Consider the following 16865-nt stretch of genomic DNA (forward strand, 5'->3'; position numbering starts at 1 on the left):
GCGATCCTGAACAGATTTTTGAAGAGTTTCTCGGTGCGGATGCTAATGAAGACCTATTTTGGCAGAAGGTTAAAACTAATTTGCAAGCGGGTAAAGTTCGCTTAGTGTTTGTAGCTGACGAGATTTCCGCTGAAATGCGCCGAGTTGTGGAATTTCTCAACGAACAAATGGACCCCGTTGAAGTTTTGGCCCTGGAAATTAAGCAGTATGTAAGTGAAGACGGTTTGAAAACGCTGGTTCCCAGAGTGATCGGTCAGACAGCGGAAGCACAGCAGAAAAAATCCAGCGCAACGCGCGAAAGAAGGCGCTGGGATGAATCTTCATTTTTTGCCGAAATCAAAGCTAGACGAGGCGCGGACGAGGCGCAAATGGCAAAAGCTATTTACCGATGGGCAAAAAGTCAAGAACCCGAAGTTCAAATCCACTGGGGAACGGGGGATGCCTACGGCGGTTTCGCCGCTCAATTGCCTCAAAAGGGAAGAAAACCTTATCAGTTATTCACTGTAGATATTGCTGGCAGAATGGAGATTTCTGCTAACAATTACGGTTCCCAGCCGCCGTTTAATGCGGAACAAAATTGGCTGGAATTGAGAAGTAAGCTGAGTGCGATCGGTCTGTCGCTACCTATAGAACCGGGTGAGAGAAGGTCGCCGAGTCTGGCTTTGTTTACTTTGCAAGACGAATCGGATCTCAAGCAAGTTATGGAAACTTTTGACTGGATTACTAATGAAATTAAAAAAGCGTAGTTATTGGGAATTGGGATAGGGCATGGGGCATGGGCATTGGTGTCAACTTAAGCTTTTGGTCCACCAGTCCTCCCGCCCACCCGTCAGTCCGCCAGGGAATGAATTCCACGGGGCTTATAGCTAAAGTCCTCTCAAAGAGGACTAATGAGTTCTTCAGTCCTCTTTGAGAGGACTTTAGCTTTGAGGCAGGGGTTTAAACCCCTGCCGGACTATCGGTTTGATGTTAAGTTGACACCAATAGGGCATGGGACGCCGCCTACTTACTTCACTTTCTTGAGAACCGCTATAAATGGTTTCAGAGAAAAGTTAAGAGCGTAGAATGGGAAGTTCCGGTTAAAATAGCTCACCAAAACAAGTGGATTAAGTTTATGATGGTGTTTGAACTTTTTGCACAACTTGTGGGAATTGAAGACCCATTTTCTATCGGTTTTTCTTCTGAGGAGGATGAGGATAGCGAAAACTATAATTATTTTGTTATGGAAAGAAATGAATTTTATAAAAAAGCTCCTCCTCCTAACCTAGGATGTGTTTACTGGGAGATAGACGATCAGTGTTGGGGAGAATATGGAGGAATTCAAGAAGTTACTTTAAGCCGAGATCGATTAATTGTTAGTTTCGATCCTTCAAGACCCAACTCCAATACAGATTACGATGAGGCAATAATTTATTTTTCTGTAAGTGATTCAGAATTTCAGAAGTTGCAGAACACCTTGCAGAAGATAATGCTGGGTTATGAGGATAGGTTGAATTTAATTAATTAGTCACTTGCCTCAAGATTGTACTTGAAAGTCAATGCCCAATTCCCATGCCCTATGCCCCATGCCCCATGCCCAATAACTAATATCGAATATTAGCTTGTTTCAAACGCCGCAATGCTTCTCCCAGTCGATCGCAATCTGCAATTAAACTAATTCTCACATATCCTTCGCCGCCCGGCCCAAAAGCATTGCCAGGAGTCACCACAACACCCGTTTGCTGCAAAACATTGAGGGCAAAATCAGTCGAACTCATGCCCGGAGTGCAGGGAACCCAAAGATACATTGCAGCCAGAGGTTTAGGAATATTCCACCCTAATTCTGCCAATCCTTCCACCATGAAATCCCGGCGAGTCCTGTAACGATTCTGCACTTCGTGCAAGTAACTATCCGGCAATTGCAGTGCTGTTTCTGCTGCTGTTTGCAAAGCGGAAAATATACCGTAATCTAGGTTAGTTTTTAATGTCCGCAAACCTTGAATAATTTTGCTATTTCCTACTACAAAACCGACGCGCCAGCCGGCCATATTGTAGGTTTTGGACATGGTGTGAAATTCCACCCCGATTTCTTTACCGCCGGGAATTTCTAATAAACTTGTCGGTTGATAGCCGTCAAAGGCTAATTCCGCATAACACAAGTCGTGAACCAGCAAGATTTGATGTTTGTGTGCGAAAGCAACAATATCTTTGTAAAATTCGCGGGGTGCTGTTGCTCCAGTCGGATTACTGGGATAATTGAAATAGAGGATTTTGGCTTGTTCGGCTACGCTGTCGGGAATGTCGGCTAAGTCAATTACCCAGTCATTTTCTGGTTTGAGGATGATGTTGTGAACTTTTGCACCGGCGATAATTGGGCCGCGAAATAATACGGGATAAGCGGGACTTGGTACTAATATTAAGTCCCCTGGATTGATGTAGGCGATCGCAAAATGTGCTAAACCTTCTTTAGAACCCAACAGAGGCAATGCTTCGCTTTCTGGATCGAGTTCAACGTTGTAGCGGCGGCTGTACCATTTAGTAATAGTACGGCGGAAACTGGCTGTTCCTTCAAAGGGTGGATAGCCGTGATTGGCAGAATTTTGGATGGCTGCGACAGCCGCTTCTACTACTGGTTGAGGAGTGGCCCCGTCGGGGTTTCCCATTCCTAAGTCTATTAAATCGAGTCCTTGTTCGCGGGCGCGGGCTTTGAGTTCGTCGAGACGGGCAAATACGTAGGGCGGTAGTTTTTGCAACCTGTCAGCAGGGGTAATCCAATCCAAGGTCATTTATTTTTTGTCAGTTGTCAGTTTTCGTGGTTTGTAGTAAGGACTTTCGTCCTTGCTAGCACAGCCTTTTCAGGACTTTAGTCCTTACTACAAACTGTTTTAATTCTTAATCTTTAATTCTCCCACAGGTGCGGTGGTAGAAACCATCGCTGCCATTAATTGTTGGGGAACAACTTTAAAAGGCAGTCGGTGGATGTCGGAATTGGGATTGCAGGCTATGTCGGCGGCGCGCTGCAATTCTGCTATGGTAATGTCTCCGAGTCCGAGGTTTTCTAAAGTTTGGGGTAATCCAATCTCGGCGTAGAATTTTAGCAGTTGCTGTCTGGCGCTAGCGGCGAGTTGATTGTTTTGCAGCATTTCTTCTAGTCGCAGTTGTACTAAAATGCCGTAGGCGACTTTTTCGCCGTGCAATGTGCCGTGACTTGCTAATAGATGAGTTAGGCCGTTGTGGACGGCGTGGGCGGCGACGGTGCGGCATTGGGCGCCACCAATTCCGCCGATTACTCCTGCTAGCAATACCGCTGCATCTGTGACTTCTTGCCAGGTTTCGCTACCGGGTTCTTTGAGGGCGGCGGCTGATTTTTGGAATAAAATATCGCGCAGTATTCTAGCTTGTTGAACGGCGGAAATTATCAGGGTTTGTTCGGAGTGTCCGCTGCTGACTGATGCTTCGTACCATTTGGCGATCGCATCTCCAATTCCTGCTACTAATGTCCGCTGCGGTGCGGTTTGAATTAAGCCGTAGTCGAGTATTAATAAGTCGGGACATCTGGCTAATGTGACATCGTATTGGAATGCACCTTGTTCTGAATAAATGTTAGAAAGGGCTGTCCAAGCGGCACAGGTGGCTGCTGATGTGGGTATGGTGACGATCGGGATTTTGCACTGATGGGCGACGAGTTTGGCTGCGTCTAAGGCTTTGCCGCCGCCAACTCCGATGATGAAGTCGGCTTGATGGGTTTTGGCTGCTTCGCGGAGGGTTTCGAGGCTGGTTTCGCTGCAATCCTTGCCGTATGCTGTTTCGGCGGATTTTAACTGCTGCTGTTCGAGGATTGGTTGCAGGTAGGGTTGGGCGGCGGCGAGGGAGTTGCTGCCGCCGACGATTAGCGGCCGCTTTCCGAAACGGGCGATCGCATCTCCGGCTTGTGCTAAGGCCGATCGACCTCGCAATACACAGGCGGGAGCAATTGTCAAGGAATAAATTGCTGGTGCGGTGGCGGTTTTGGTGCTTTGGGTTTGAGTCATCGAACCACTGGATAAGTGACGAGAAGGTTGACGCTTTGCAGGATTGCTGGATTTTCTAGGATAACTCTAATCTATGCGGAAATGGTAAGTTTTATAAAGTTTTTATTAAGTATTGTTGGGCTGTTGGGGGATGGGAGGACCCAGTTGAGGGGCGATCGGTATGATAAATTTAGGAATATAAGCAATTTCAAGGATAGGGCAATGCTGACTAAACAAGATTGGGACTGGTTAGCAGTGTGTTCTCATTATCAAACGGCTGTCACAGTCCAGACACTTCTCAAAGAAGGAAAATCTATGGAAGCAACGGCAGGTTTAGAATCTTTAATTGAAGCAATGGGGAGAACCGAAAAACGAGCATTAAAAAGCCAGTTAATTCGTTTAATGCTTCATATTATTAAATGGAAATCTCAACCTGAAAAACGAACAGCTAGCTGGGCTATTAGCATTCTATCCGCACGCCGAGAAATAGAAGATATTCAGGAAGAAGTTCCGAGTTTAAATCGTGAATTTATTGCATCTATTTGGGATAAATGTTTTCAAGCAGCCGTGAAAGAGGCTAACACCGAAATGAGGAAAGTTGAATGTCAATTGACTTCCCTTTCTTGGTCTGAAGTTTTTGAGGAGGAATATACTTTATCTGATAACGATGAAGAAAATTAAAGTTTAGATCGATACGAAATCTGGATTCAACCGCCGATTGCCATAACTATTGATTTATGATAAATTTAGGAATATAGGCAATTCCAAGGAAATAAGAATGCTGACTAAACAAGATTGGGACTGGTTAGCAGTGTGTTCTCATTATCAAACGGCTGTCACAGTCCAGACACTTCTCAAAGAAGGAAAATCTATGGAAGCAACAGCAGGTTTAGAATCCTTAATTGAAGCAATGGGGAGAACCGAAAAACGAGCATTAAAAAGCCAGTTAATTCGTTTAATGCTTCATATTATTAAATGGAAAAATCAACCTGAAAAACGAACAGCTAGCTGGGCTATTAGTATTCGTTCGGCGCGGCGAGAGATTGAAGAAAGCCAAGAAGAAATGCCGAGTTTAAATCGTGATTTTATTGAGTCTATCTGGGATAAATGTTTTCAAGTTGCGGTGAAAGATGCCCAGGATGAAATGGGTAAAAAATGTCAATTAACCTCACTTGCTTGGTCTGAAGTTTTTGAAGATGAATATAGTTTGTCGGATGGCGCTTTAGAAGATGGAAATTTTGAGTAAAGTGCGCGATCGCATTTTTGGGACTGACGTAGCCACCTGGTTTCTCAACCCAACCTGTTTACTGATCGGGACTTACGAAGAACCTTATATATGTTAGAATTGAGGCTTAACGTACAACTCCCAGACTTGTTTCACTGCTGCTGCATCTGCTTGAGAAATTGGCCCGATTTTCGCTAGCAACAAAGACTTTTTCAGACAATCTAATCTAGACAAACGTACTGTAGTCATCATAAAGTCCTTCGTCTTCGGGTGCGTAGCCTTTCAAAAAAGCGTCGTGGCTGCGAGTGTAACATTTCTCAATTAAATACTCCTCGCCATCGAGTACGGAAAACTCGGTTAATTCAGGATATGTCAAAAAATCTTCGGCTGTAGCAGGTATAAATGCTGCTAGTATTTTATGGCGTTCTGCTATTGGCAGGCTAGCAATTTCTCTAAGTGATAGCTTGAGAGTAGGTTCGGTTATTGACGAACTGTTAGACTCAGAACTTTCGCTGGATAACTGCTTTTTATGTGACGCTTTTTGCACCAGGAATTGTGCAAAGTCGAGAACTTCTTGTTGTTTCTCCGTTGGCAACTGTCGCAGATTCTCTAACACGGATTGCTCAACATTAATTGTTTCTGCCATTTGAATTACCTCCTTAAGCGTTTATCGGTTGATTTATTACGCCGTCAAGTTTTGTAGTTTCATGTTTGCAAATCACACAGAGCATAATTTTAATCGCTAACATCCTATCCCACCAGCAGTTATGTACAGTCATCCAGCCTTTCATAATCATCCAAGCAATTAGAGGCTGTATTCATAAAACTTAGTAAACATCATCATGAGAGCCAAGAGTCAGCAGTAAAATCTCTGCTTCATCTGTATCAGAATTATGAACAAATTTAAACACAATTCGATTGCTATAGTCAATGGAACAAGACCACCGATCTGATAAATCTCCTTTAAGTTTATGAGTCCGTAAAGTAGGAGCAAATGGCTCTTCAGCAAGTTGTTGTAATGTTTGCTCAACTAAAGAGCGCAATTGCGGATTTTGGCGAACTAAACGCTTGAGCGCACGAGTAAAGGCTGAACTCCAAATTAAAGTTTTCACTCATCTAACTCCGCCATCAAGTCGGCAACTGTACCTCGACGCACATTGCCTATTTCATAATCTTTTTCTGACTCGGCAACTGCTTTCAATAGTTCATCGCGATGCTGTTGCTTAAGACGGTTTTGAATGATATCGATCAGCATATTCTGCTCTTCAGGCGAGAGAGCTTCTACGGTATCTATTGCTTTTTGAAAAATAGAAGTCTTTTCAGCTTGAGTCATGTTTAGGTTAAGGTTGCAATCAGTCTATTATAGCTTAATTTGATTTAACACGGAAAGCATAACTTTCGTCTTTCCCTATTACTTCACCCCTCACACCGCCAAATTTTGATACTCTCATCATTACTGCCACTAACTATAGTGTTTCCATCTGGGCTAACACAGACAGAATTAACCCCGGATGAATGCCCAGCGAGAGTACGAATTTCCTGTCCAGTTTTCAGATTCCAAAGCTTGATTGTATTGTCTCGACTACCACTAACAATAATTTGTCCATCCGGGCTAATAGCTACAGAGTTAACATAGTCTGAATGCCCTCTGAAAGTGCGAAATTCCTGTCCGGTTTTTAGATGCCAAAGCTTGACAGTATGGTCATAACTGCCACTAGCAATAGTTTGTCCATCCGGGCTGATTGCGACGGACGCAACGCAGTTTGAATGCCCAGTAGGAGTGCGGATTCCCTGTTTGGTTTTCAGATTCCACAGTCTGATAGTTTTGTCCCAACTGCCACTAGCAATAGTTTGTCCATCTGGGCTAATGGCGACGGACGCAACGCAGTTTGAATGCCCAGTAGGAGTGCGGATTTCCTGTTTGGTTTTCAGATTCCACAGTCTGATAGTTCTGTCATGACTGCCACTAACAAGAGTTTCTCCGTCTGGGCTAAAAGCAAGAGACCGAATTAAACCTGAGTGACCCTTTAGAGTGCTAATTTCTTGTCCAGTTTCCAGATTCCATAGCTTAATTGTTTTGTCATAGCTTCCACTAGCTAAAATTGTTCCAGTATGGTTAATAGCAACGCAATAAACCGCATCTGAATGCCAAGATAAAGTACGAATCAGCTCTCCTGTATCCAAATTCCAAAGTTTGCTGCAATTTCCCCTGCTGTCACTAGCAAAAGCCTTTCCATTTGGACTAATAACTACGCAATCAACAGATGACTTACCTACGCGATTAAGAGTTTGGACACATTTGAATGACTGAACTTTTTTAGTGAATACTTCTTCTATTTGTTGTTGGCGTTGGGCTTCTGCTTTGGCAGCTTCTTGTATTTGTTGTTGTTGGCGTTGGGCTTCTGCTTTGGCAGCTTCTTGTATTTGTTGTTGGCGTTGGGCTTCTGCTTTGGCAGCCTTTTGAGATTGACGTTCAGCCTCTACTTGCTCAATCAGCTTTTTCAACTCCTGTTCATACTGTTCTCCCTGTCGTCGCTGAATATCCTGAAGAATATCAAAATAAGGTTTCACCCATTCTTCTGCCAACCCATATTCAGCCAATTCATCCTTTAAATTAAACAACTGAGGTTCATAGCCAGGGTCAATATTGAGATAATACAAATCCGCTAAAAATCCAGCCAGTAACTTGTGAATCGCCACAATCAACTGCCGAATCATGCGGAGGGCTTTTTTCTCACTTACTCCCGACGCTAAAAGTGCATCTTTGGCCTCTTCCCAGTCAAAAACTTTGGTAGAAAACAGGGAGACTTCTTGATTATTCAGGAATCCCCAAAAGCCGACGCGAAAAGTTACGGCATAGTCGCTGATATCGCTATATAAAATTGTAGTCGGAACCGGAGATAAAATTCGCTGCAAGCGTTCCACATCAATATCACCAATCGACTCAGTGAAATAATCGCTATAAAACTTAACTGGGCGTAAGACATCCTGTTGAGGATAATGCTGTCTGAGAAAATCTCCCACACTTCTCATCTCAATTGGCAAATCTTCACAAAAGGTTTCCGGGCATCGCTTGCTAATTTTGGGCGGTGATAGTAAGATTAAGAGGCGATGTTGCTGCTGGAGTAAAATCTGCTTAGTTTCCTCTCGATTCAACTTAGAAAACCAAGTATCTTTATCCCAAATTGTTTGAATTTCAGCCAGCTTGACCTGAATATCCTTTGCTTGCAATTCCCGCATCAAATCCCGCTGCAAGGCTGCCAGCTTCAGTCTGTCTTCCTGTTCCTGTTCCTGCAACTCAAGGCGGCGTGCTGTTTGTGCTACTGTTAGCTTTAACAATTCCCGGTCTCTGGTATCTTTCGCCTTCGCGTATTCCAGCATTTCCTGGGAATAACGCTGTTTTGCTTGCTCTATTTCTGTCGAATCAGATGAATTATTAGGATAGGGAATCAGAATATCTCGGTAATTTTGAGAGTTATGGCCGAAGGCTTCTCCTAGTTTGTGGCCGATATTTCTGGCGATGGGTGAGAGCACTGCCGAGATGTAGGGAGCGATAGCGGCGATGATTGTTGGAAGCATAAATGTGGGTGAGGATGCGGTTATTAATAGTGTAGCAACTTGTTGAGATGAAAAAAGCAACTACAAGCGCGTTAATACTGTAAGAGGTCTATTATGCAAGGCTGACTAACCATTGCCTTGAACTTCTATGCGATAGTTGTAGCCCTGTTCAGTCAGAAACAGTTGGCGGTGTCGGGCAAAATCTTCCTCGCAAGTTTGTAGCGATACTAATGTATAAAAACTCGCAGTATGTCCGTCGGATTTCGGGCGGAGAATTCGTCCGAGGCGCTGCGCTTCTTCTTGGCGAGAACCATACTTTCCCGATACTTGAATCAACACATCGGCATCGGGTAAATCGACGGCAAAATTGCCCACGCGAGATAGAATTAATCCGGGAATTTCTTTGTGACGGAATGCTTCGTATAACCGATCGCGATCTGCCTGTTTTGTCTTCCCCGTAATCAGAGGCAATTCGGTAATTTTGGCGATCGCATCCAACTGTTCGAGATACTCACCAATAATTAAAATACGGTGTCCCGCCTCCTTTTGCAACAAACTTTGTACCACATCCAACTTACCCGGATTTTCCGCAGCAATCCGAAACTGATTGCGGCGGGGCGCTAGGGCATATTCCATTTTTTCCGCCTCATTTTGGGCGACGCGGATTTCCGTACAATTGGCAGTGGCAATAAATCCCTGTCCTTCCAATTCGCGCCAAGGTACGTCATAGCGCTTGGGCCCAATCAACGTGAATACATCACCTTCTTTCCCGTCTTCGCGAATCAATGTCGCAGTTAAACCTAACCTGCGTCGTGCTTGTAATTCAGCAGTGATCCGAAATATCGGTGCAGGTAATAGATGGACTTCATCATAAATAATCAGTCCCCACGATTGGGCGTTAAACAACTCGAAATGCGGGAATTCATCATCTTTATTCGATCGATAACTTAGCATTTGGTAAGTCGATAGGGTGACAGCAGCCGTCTGTTTGGTGACACTGCTGTACTCAGCGATCGCATCCTCAGTTAAACTCGTTTTGTCTAATATTTCCCTGCGCCACTGGTGCACTGAAGTCAAACTGCTGGTGAGGATGAGTGTCTTTTGCTTTACCAAACTCATCGCTAACATCCCGACTATGGTTTTACCAGCCCCGCACGGTAGGACGATCGTCCCACTTCCACCTTTTACCTCCCCGTCCTGATAGAATGCCTCTGCTGCTTCTTGTTGATATGCACGCAAATTAAAGGGCAAATCCCCTAAAGTACGATCGCGCAAAGAAATCCCTAATTCGGCACCCTCGACATATCCAGCCAAATCTTCTGCCGGATAGCCCACCGCTAGTAAAGCTTGCTTGAGTACGCCGCGATTCCCGGCATCGACTTGAAAGCAAAGATCCGAGATGCGCTTGCCCAACATTGGTTTAACGCGATCGTCCCGTACCAGCAATTCCGCTAGGGGCAAATCGGCAATTCGCAGTTGTAAATCCGGGCTAGCCGCATCGATTCTTTCAATTACAGTTAATCCATATCGCGTCCCCAACAGTTCAATTTCCTGCGCTACGGACTCAGGAATGGCATACTTGGCATACTTTCGCAAAGCTGCGATCGCGTCTTCAACTGGCATTCCCGCCGCCCGCGCATTCCACACGCTGAGGGGCGTGATGCGATAGGTGTGGATGTGTTCGGGACTTTTGATTAATTCGGCAAAGGGGGCGATCGCTTCTCGCGCCTGTTGTGCTGTGGGGGCGTGAACTTCTAGTAAGATCGATCGATCGCTTTGCACGATCAAAGCATTTTCGAGAACATAATTCATAGGTTGTTTCGATCGCAGATAAAAGGCAGAACAACTTACCACATTACATCTTGCAACATTCTTAAGAACAGGCAAGATGCCTGTTCCACAAGAAATTAATTCTTTGTGGAACAGGCATCTTGCCTGTTCCGAATTAATTTCTTGTGGGGTGGGCCAGAAAGCCCGCCCATAAAAGCCTTATTGAGAATGATGCAACATCTCAGATACCACCGGACACGATCGTACTATTTATCCCGCTGGGGTAAGACGTAGCCGACTTGCCGCAGGGCGTTGCGAAACTTAGTTTCCTGGGATAATGGAACTGCTAAAGTGCGATCGCCCGCTAGCTGACAGAATTTTTTGGTACGGGAATCATTGGCAATCAACACTGCTAAATGGGCGTTAGCACATTCGATTAACTTGACAGTTCCTGCATCTTGCAAACTATTCGATCGTTCTGTAACATCCGTCAGAAATTGCTGTACAGTTTCGGGTAGCGGTTCGATACTTCTTGTCTCTAAAACTTCTTTAAATTCTGCTAGCGGGTATCCGGCTTCAATGGCGGTAAATAGCTTTTGTCGATCGAGTTGCCAGACGACATCTGAAACTTTTTTAGCATAGAGATCGAGGACGATCGCATCTGATGCCGCAATGCCTTCTCCTGCTACAACAATATCTAAATTGGGCAGTACGCGGAGTGTTTGACTGAACTCAATTGCTGGTGGGGTGTAATTGTCAGTCAATCCCAAACAGTAAGCCCCCAAAGCTGTCAGGCGAAAAGAGATTAAGCCGTCGTAGCGGCTGAGAAATCTCAAATCGTCCGTTCCCCAAAGATCGTCAAAATCGCTGGGTATGAGGGACGGATCGGCATAGGCAACATCAATTATTCCCAGGGTAGCAACATACTCAAACAACAGGCAGCGCATATATCTTTCTTGCAGAATATGCCAATCGTGACTGCCAGAATATCCTAAGTTACCATACCCAAATTCAGAAATATAGAGATTGTCGGGATCGCGCGTTACTTCAAACCGATTCCCCGTTGCCAACATATACCTGCTAAATTCGCTAAACAGAATCCATTTACCGACAGGACATTCTGCTAGCTTTGAGGCGATCGCCTCTCTCCGCCCCGCCACCGCTGTCATGCCCCGCGCGCCCTTGCCGGTTTGTCCTTTAATCGCATCAATGCGGCGAAATTCATCAAAAGTGTTTGTTTTTAACCAGCGCTTCCATGCTGTCTGTAATCCTTTGGCAGGTGATTCTTGCAAAGCTTTCTGTCCCGCTTTGGTCAAAGCTAGCTTTTTGCCCGATAGTTCGGCGAATTTGCTTGCTTGGGCGATCGGGGCCCAAGCAAAGGATTTGATGTTACCAACCTCGTAGAATATATCGCCCTTTTCCAAGGTAGCTTGGCGCTGTTCGTCGTTATAAAAATCACCCCCTTGCAATACAGCGGCGATCGCTTTGAGAGTTGCGGCACCAGGTAATGCGGTTTTCTCACTAACGGCAACTTTGCCCGACTGAATCAGACGCAAAACTGCTTCCAAATCCTTTGGGGCTGCCCGTTCCATTTCACAAATAGTCAAAGGAAGTTCGTACTCGGATACCTCTCTTTGAGATGTACGAAAGTTACGTTTTTCTACACGAACCATAAAATTATCTGGCAGTACATCACCAACCAGATTTAAGGAAATTCCTTGAGGTTTTGGCACAAACTTCAGCAATTTTTCTTCAAGATCGTAGGGTATCACAGTGCCGTAGAAGAACAAGCATAGTAGGGATGGTTCTCGGTTGTATCCATAGCGATCGCTGGTTCCCCAGTTTGGTTGTTGTCCGTATTTCGCCACAAATACATCGGCATCATAGCCACCACCTGACCCATGTATAACTTCCGCTACGGCCGCTTTTTGCAAATCGTCTAATTGCGCCCAAACTTGCTTAAGTTTTTCTCCCTGCATTTGCTGTTTAATCCCAGCAACCAGGTCAGCTTTGCGGGTTAATTTACGATCGCCCGACAACAGTGCATTCAGCTTTTTTAAATCTTCAACAATTATTCCTTCCAGTGCCTCTTGGAGGGTAGGAACATCATCTATGGTTTGGTATCGCGGCATAATTTTTGGCAATTCGCCTGCTGCAAAATTGTTTGTGCTACCAAATATAACAACTTTCCCCGATTTGTAATTTGAATTTTTGTGACAAAAATTCAAATTCTGGTTTAATATTTATTTTTAAGCACGCAAATTTATCTGCTCAAGTACAGAAGGAGGCGTTCTAAACAACTCGGAATTACACAACTATTCTTGCACACTTTTAGGTAAATAATCTTAATTTAAGATTTGAGATTTGAGATTTAACTCGGAGTGTGAGATAATTATTTACAATCGTGAGCGAAAGCATCCAGGATACAAGCCCCCGGATTCATCCGTGGAGAAATAAAAAACCTGTATCCGATAAACTTGCCCCCCCAGTTTATCCGTGGGGTCAATGCTTCAATTCTTTAATCGAAAATCGAAAATCGAAAATCGAAAATCGATTGACTTGTATTTTACTGAGTCCGCCGACGCGGTAAAACAGCAGTGGCAGTCAGCATTCTTAAAAAAAATCCCAATTCCTAATTCTCACAAACCAGACGATATGACTCAAAAGCCAACCGCAACCTATCGCACCGAAAGCGACTCGATGGGAGACAAACAAATCCCATCTAATGTCTATTATGGCATCCAAACTCTAAGGGCTATTGAAAATTTCCCGATTAGCGGCATTAAGCCTTTATCAACATACGTTGATGCTTGTGTTTTAATTAAAAAAGCAACGGCGATCGCCAATGGTGAACTAGGCTGCATTCCCCAAGACATCAGTCAAGCAATTGTCCAAGCAGCAGATGAAATCCTAGCTGGCAAATTGCGCGATCAATTTGTAGTTGATGTCTACCAAGCCGGCGCCGGAACTTCTCACCACATGAACGTTAATGAAGTTCTTTCAAATCGCGCTTTGGAAATTATGGGCGATGAAAAAGGCAACTACAAGCGCGTCAGTCCTAACGATCATGTAAACTACGGTCAATCGACAAATGATGTGATTCCGACGGCGATTCGGATTGGCGGATTGTTGGCGTTAGAAAAAACTCTGTTTCCGGCTTTGTCGGATGCCGTAGTCGCCCTAGAAAACAAAGCAGAAGAATTCAAAGATATCGTTAAATCCGGCCGCACTCATATGCAAGATGCCGTGCCGGTTCGACTCGGCGACACCTTCGGCGCTTGGGCGCAAATTCTCAGAGAACATACCTTGAGAATTGACAGGGCATCCGATGATTTGACATCCCTGGGATTGGGGGGAAGTGCGGCAGGAACCGGGTTAAATACTCATCCTGAATACTGTCAAAAAGTTGCTGAAATTCTCTCCGAATTAATTGACCACCCCCTGAAACCAGCAAAGCATTTAATGGCTGCTATGCAGAGTATGGCACCGTTTGTAAATGTCTCCGGTGCACTGCGAAATCTCGCTCAGGATTGCGTTAAAATGTCCCATGACTTGCGTTTGATGGACTCCGGGCCGAAAACGGGTTTGAAAGAAATTCAACTGCCTCCTGTGCAACCTGGTTCGTCAATTATGCCGGGAAAATACAACCCTGTGATGGCAGAAATGACATCGATGGTTTGTTTTCAAGTTATGGGTTACGATAGCGCGATCGCCCTTGCCGCCCAAGCGGGACAATTAGAATTGAACGTGATGATGCCCCTGATTGCCTACAATCTCATTCACAGCATCGAAATTTTGGGCAATACCATCAGCGCTTTGACTACACAATGCCTCGCCAAAATTGAAGCTAAGGGCGATCGATGTCTCGCCTACGCAGAAGGCAGTCTCGCCCTCGTTACCGCCCTCAACACTCACATCGGCTATCTCAACGCCGCCGCTGTCGCCAAAGAATCTCTAGAAACCGGCAAATCTTTGCGGCAAATTGTGCTAGAAAGGGGTTTAATGAGTGCAGAAGACTTGGCAAAAGTTCTAGATTTAGAGAAAATGAGTGCGATGCCAACATCTTCTGCTAACGTATAGGCGATCGCAGGAATCAGCTATAAACTAGAAGGCTGAACTCGATTTAATTCTGCCTTCAGTCTTCTGAGTTCTGCCTCAGCCCTGTCACAGGTTAAAGTTAAACAATTCAGAATTCAAATTTTTTAGATTTAATTCTGATTTTTTTTATAGTCTAAAGTTGGGGAGCAAAATTTATGCGCGCCGGTTCTTTTGCCAAATTAACTCAAGATAAAGAGAACACAACTCAAGTGACATTTCATTATGTGGAAGGTCAGGCTGAAACTTTCACTATTCCGATACCTGCACAAGAACTACAAGAAGAACTGCTGAATTTGTTAAATCAACCTTGGTTGACTTTCCATTTAGCCGATCAAACGGTTTTTATCTGCACAGCCAGGGTGGTAAAAGTAGAAGTAAAACCTGCTATCCCTGAACTGCAAGGTCAAGGAATATTCTCTAACTCGCTGCGAGTTAGTACCATGCAGCGGGCTGCATCTGGTAGATTGCCGATGAATAGTTAGGGTTCATTTGTATTGAGATGATTCTTGATAACGCAGGCGCATATCACCCTGGTTAGGGTGTTCCGTGCCTGCGTTACATTGAGCTTAAGCTGAAGTGCATTGGGAGCATCTCAATGAAAGCAGGCCTCCGCTAGAAATTGGAGTTTTGAGGCAGGAGTTTTGAGGCAGGAGGGAAGAGGGAAGAGGAAGAAGGAAGGACCCAGAAGAAGTGTTTTTACAAATATGAGATGCTCCCAGTGCATTTAAATTGTATAGTCAAATTTAAAAAAAGTCTTGTGGGGAGTAGGGTTTGGCACTCTTAGCCCGCCCCAAAAATACAATTTAGATGCCCAACAGCTTAGACCTATTGTAAAATAATTTTATGATATAATGAAACATTTTGCTTGAGTTAATTGAATCCCAACTCGTAACTTATTTTCACTCTTGTCTTGCCATAGACAGGATAAGATGCTAGAAAGTTCTGTTGTCATTACACAATAAGTAAATCACGAAAAATCAATCTTATATAAATTTGCAATCTTGTCAATTTCCACGTTGATTTGGTATCAACATTCAAACCCTCAAAGCAATAGTTAACGCCAAAGGTGAACTTTGCTGTAGAAAATAATAAAGACAGAAGAGGACTTCGCACCATCCTAACTCTCGAAGAAGATGTCTTAGTCGCCTTGGAATATTGGCAACAATATCGAACATATTTTGGTATTTTTTTTTGTAAAGGACAGAGAAAAACAATCGATATTGTTATGCAATCCCCATTTTTTTTCTGACTTGTTGGTTATATTCGTGGATGACGTTCCAGATTGCCCCGATCTGATTTTATAGCTTTTTCGAGAATGATAATGTTTTTCTCACTAATATCAATTCACTATGAACCTGCACTTAATATAGCTTCAAGGATATAGTCCCAACCACAGAGAGATAAAACTTCTTCATTCGTGAGAGATTTGATAATTATATCTACCTGTTCTTTGAGTTTATCTAAACTCGAATAATTTTCCCACTTGAGGTCTTTTTTTGTATGTTCCCACAATCTTTCAATCGGATTCAATTCAGGACTATAGGCAGGTAAATATATTGGCATTACATGGTCATGCCAGTCTAATAAGAGAGCTTTATGAAAGCTACCATTATCCATGATAATTAGATTGAAATAGTCTGAGTATTTTTCAGCAAATTTATGTAAAAACTCTTGAAAGCAGTTGTGATTGAGCTGAGAAAATTATTGATAATATAGTTCACCTGTTATGGCTATACAACTCCATACACATAGAATTTTCCTCGCTTCCATTGCTTTTTTCCGACTGGTTTTATCCCCTTCAATGTAATCATCATGCCCTGCATAGTAATCAATCCAAATCTACTCTCGTCCTGACACCATATCCTTACAGGCTGTCCTGTTCCGAAATATTTAATCATTACTTTGATAATCTCCCACAGTTTTTTTTTTAAAAGTTTGTCTGTGCAACTTCGTTCACCTTATTGCTTTGGGGTCTTGGGACGAGAGAGGTAATATTTTAATTTATAATGAACTAGGTCATGTACGACTTTATAGCTCACTTTGATTCCGCATTCTTTTTCTAGCCATATCTGTAATTTGCCATAACTTGTTTCCCCCTCTGGCTCTTGCAGTTTTTTGATTAATTTTTATCTAACTTCGGGCGGTATATGTGGAGTCTTACCGGGAGCTTTTTTTTACTGTGAGTAATGAGGTAATTCCACCTTATTTGTAAGCTCTTAACCAAC

General features: G+C 43.8%; 14 protein-coding genes and 2 pseudogenes. 6 read left to right on the plus strand and 10 right to left on the minus strand.

Features of this window, described 5'->3' with window-relative positions; translation table 11 throughout:
* Window positions 1–746 (plus strand): annotated as a pseudogene (locus tag QUB51_RS24020) (hypothetical protein); the annotation flags it as partial.
* Window positions 747–1114: 368 nt separating this feature from the next.
* A complete protein-coding gene (locus QUB51_RS24025) occupies window positions 1115–1507 on the plus strand; it encodes a hypothetical protein (protein WP_333233846.1) in 393 nt (130 codons plus the stop codon).
* Window positions 1508–1583: 76 nt separating this feature from the next.
* Here the strand turns inward: QUB51_RS24025 and QUB51_RS24030 are convergent, their stop codons facing one another.
* Both QUB51_RS24030 and QUB51_RS24035 read right to left on the minus strand, forming a co-directional pair.
* Window positions 1584–2765 (minus strand): aspartate aminotransferase, encoded by a 1182-nt coding sequence (locus QUB51_RS24030; protein WP_333104198.1) that lies wholly within the window; start codon window positions 2763–2765, stop codon window positions 1584–1586.
* A gap of 99 nt (window positions 2766–2864) precedes the next feature.
* Entirely contained in the window at window positions 2865–4010 is a 1146-nt protein-coding gene (locus tag QUB51_RS24035) for an iron-containing alcohol dehydrogenase family protein (RefSeq protein WP_333211154.1), read from the minus strand.
* A gap of 201 nt (window positions 4011–4211) precedes the next feature.
* Between QUB51_RS24035 and QUB51_RS24040 the strand changes: the two genes are divergently transcribed.
* Both QUB51_RS24040 and QUB51_RS24045 read left to right on the plus strand, forming a co-directional pair.
* Complete coding sequence (locus QUB51_RS24040; RefSeq protein ID WP_333298339.1) at window positions 4212–4670, plus strand: DUF29 domain-containing protein; 459 nt, start codon at window positions 4212–4214, stop codon at window positions 4668–4670.
* Window positions 4671–4767: 97 nt separating this feature from the next.
* Window positions 4768–5235, plus strand: a complete 468-nt coding sequence (locus QUB51_RS24045; RefSeq protein WP_333298340.1) for a DUF29 domain-containing protein — start codon at window positions 4768–4770, stop codon at window positions 5233–5235.
* A gap of 93 nt (window positions 5236–5328) precedes the next feature.
* Here QUB51_RS24045 and QUB51_RS24050 read toward each other — a convergent pair whose 3' ends face one another.
* From QUB51_RS24050 to QUB51_RS24080, 7 genes are all read right to left on the minus strand, one after another.
* On the minus strand, window positions 5329–5466 hold the full coding sequence (locus QUB51_RS24050; protein ID WP_333150180.1) for a hypothetical protein: 138 nt from the start codon (window positions 5464–5466) through the stop codon (window positions 5329–5331).
* Window positions 5441–5860 (minus strand): DUF2281 domain-containing protein, encoded by a 420-nt coding sequence (locus QUB51_RS24055; RefSeq protein WP_333298341.1) that lies wholly within the window; start codon window positions 5858–5860, stop codon window positions 5441–5443. The genes QUB51_RS24050 and QUB51_RS24055 overlap by 26 nt, the downstream gene beginning before the upstream one ends.
* A gap of 181 nt (window positions 5861–6041) precedes the next feature.
* Window positions 6042–6326 carry a type II toxin-antitoxin system RelE/ParE family toxin gene (locus QUB51_RS24060; RefSeq protein ID WP_293183690.1) on the minus strand — a complete coding sequence of 95 codons (285 nt, stop codon included), beginning with the start codon at window positions 6324–6326 and terminating at the stop codon, window positions 6042–6044.
* Complete coding sequence (locus QUB51_RS24065) at window positions 6323–6547, minus strand: hypothetical protein (protein WP_293183692.1); 225 nt, start codon at window positions 6545–6547, stop codon at window positions 6323–6325. The genes QUB51_RS24060 and QUB51_RS24065 overlap by 4 nt, the downstream gene beginning before the upstream one ends.
* A gap of 83 nt (window positions 6548–6630) precedes the next feature.
* A complete protein-coding gene (locus tag QUB51_RS24070) occupies window positions 6631–8793 on the minus strand; it encodes a WD40 repeat domain-containing protein (protein ID WP_333298345.1) in 2163 nt (720 codons plus the stop codon).
* Window positions 8794–8898: 105 nt separating this feature from the next.
* Window positions 8899–10584, minus strand: a complete 1686-nt coding sequence (locus QUB51_RS24075; RefSeq protein WP_333298347.1) for a DNA repair helicase XPB — start codon at window positions 10582–10584, stop codon at window positions 8899–8901.
* Window positions 10585–10808: 224 nt separating this feature from the next.
* Complete coding sequence (locus tag QUB51_RS24080) at window positions 10809–12674, minus strand: hypothetical protein (protein ID WP_333298348.1); 1866 nt, start codon at window positions 12672–12674, stop codon at window positions 10809–10811.
* Between the two features lie 523 nt (window positions 12675–13197).
* On the opposite strand from QUB51_RS24080, the gene QUB51_RS24085 reads away from it, so the two are divergent.
* Window positions 13198–14622: an aspartate ammonia-lyase gene (locus QUB51_RS24085; protein ID WP_333057292.1), complete on the plus strand. Its 1425-nt coding sequence runs from the start codon at window positions 13198–13200 to the stop codon at window positions 14620–14622.
* Window positions 14623–14795: 173 nt separating this feature from the next.
* Window positions 14796–15122 (plus strand): hypothetical protein, encoded by a 327-nt coding sequence (locus tag QUB51_RS24090; RefSeq protein ID WP_333057269.1) that lies wholly within the window; start codon window positions 14796–14798, stop codon window positions 15120–15122.
* Window positions 15123–15987: 865 nt separating this feature from the next.
* Here the strand turns inward: QUB51_RS24090 and QUB51_RS24095 are convergent.
* Window positions 15988–16320, minus strand: a pseudogene (locus QUB51_RS24095) (transposase); the annotation flags it as partial.
* Window positions 16321–16865 lie beyond the last annotated feature (545 nt).

It is taken from the genome of Microcoleus sp. AT8-A3 (assembly GCF_036705675.1).
GTDB lineage: Bacteria > Cyanobacteriota > Cyanobacteriia > Cyanobacteriales > Microcoleaceae > Microcoleus.

Excerpts from the sequence above, each read along its gene's own strand:
- QUB51_RS24070 (WP_333298345.1), bottom strand. The coding sequence starts at position 8,793 with ATGCTTCCAACAATCATCGCCGCTATCGCTCCCTACATCTCGGCAGTG.
- QUB51_RS24030 (WP_333104198.1), bottom strand. The coding sequence starts at position 2,765 with ATGACCTTGGATTGGATTACCCCTGCTGACAGGTTGCAAAAACTACCG.
- QUB51_RS24080 (WP_333298348.1), bottom strand. The coding sequence starts at position 12,674 with ATGCCGCGATACCAAACCATAGATGATGTTCCTACCCTCCAAGAGGCA.
- QUB51_RS24050 (WP_333150180.1), bottom strand. The coding sequence starts at position 5,466 with ATGATGACTACAGTACGTTTGTCTAGATTAGATTGTCTGAAAAAGTCT.
- QUB51_RS24085 (WP_333057292.1), top strand. The coding sequence starts at position 13,198 with ATGACTCAAAAGCCAACCGCAACCTATCGCACCGAAAGCGACTCGATG.
- QUB51_RS24075 (WP_333298347.1), bottom strand. The coding sequence starts at position 10,584 with ATGAATTATGTTCTCGAAAATGCTTTGATCGTGCAAAGCGATCGATCG.
- QUB51_RS24065 (WP_293183692.1), bottom strand. The coding sequence starts at position 6,547 with ATGACTCAAGCTGAAAAGACTTCTATTTTTCAAAAAGCAATAGATACC.
- QUB51_RS24025 (WP_333233846.1), top strand. The coding sequence starts at position 1,115 with ATGATGGTGTTTGAACTTTTTGCACAACTTGTGGGAATTGAAGACCCA.
- QUB51_RS24040 (WP_333298339.1), top strand. The coding sequence starts at position 4,212 with ATGCTGACTAAACAAGATTGGGACTGGTTAGCAGTGTGTTCTCATTAT.
- QUB51_RS24055 (WP_333298341.1), bottom strand. The coding sequence starts at position 5,860 with ATGGCAGAAACAATTAATGTTGAGCAATCCGTGTTAGAGAATCTGCGA.
- QUB51_RS24045 (WP_333298340.1), top strand. The coding sequence starts at position 4,768 with ATGCTGACTAAACAAGATTGGGACTGGTTAGCAGTGTGTTCTCATTAT.
- QUB51_RS24035 (WP_333211154.1), bottom strand. The coding sequence starts at position 4,010 with ATGACTCAAACCCAAAGCACCAAAACCGCCACCGCACCAGCAATTTAT.
- QUB51_RS24090 (WP_333057269.1), top strand. The coding sequence starts at position 14,796 with ATGCGCGCCGGTTCTTTTGCCAAATTAACTCAAGATAAAGAGAACACA.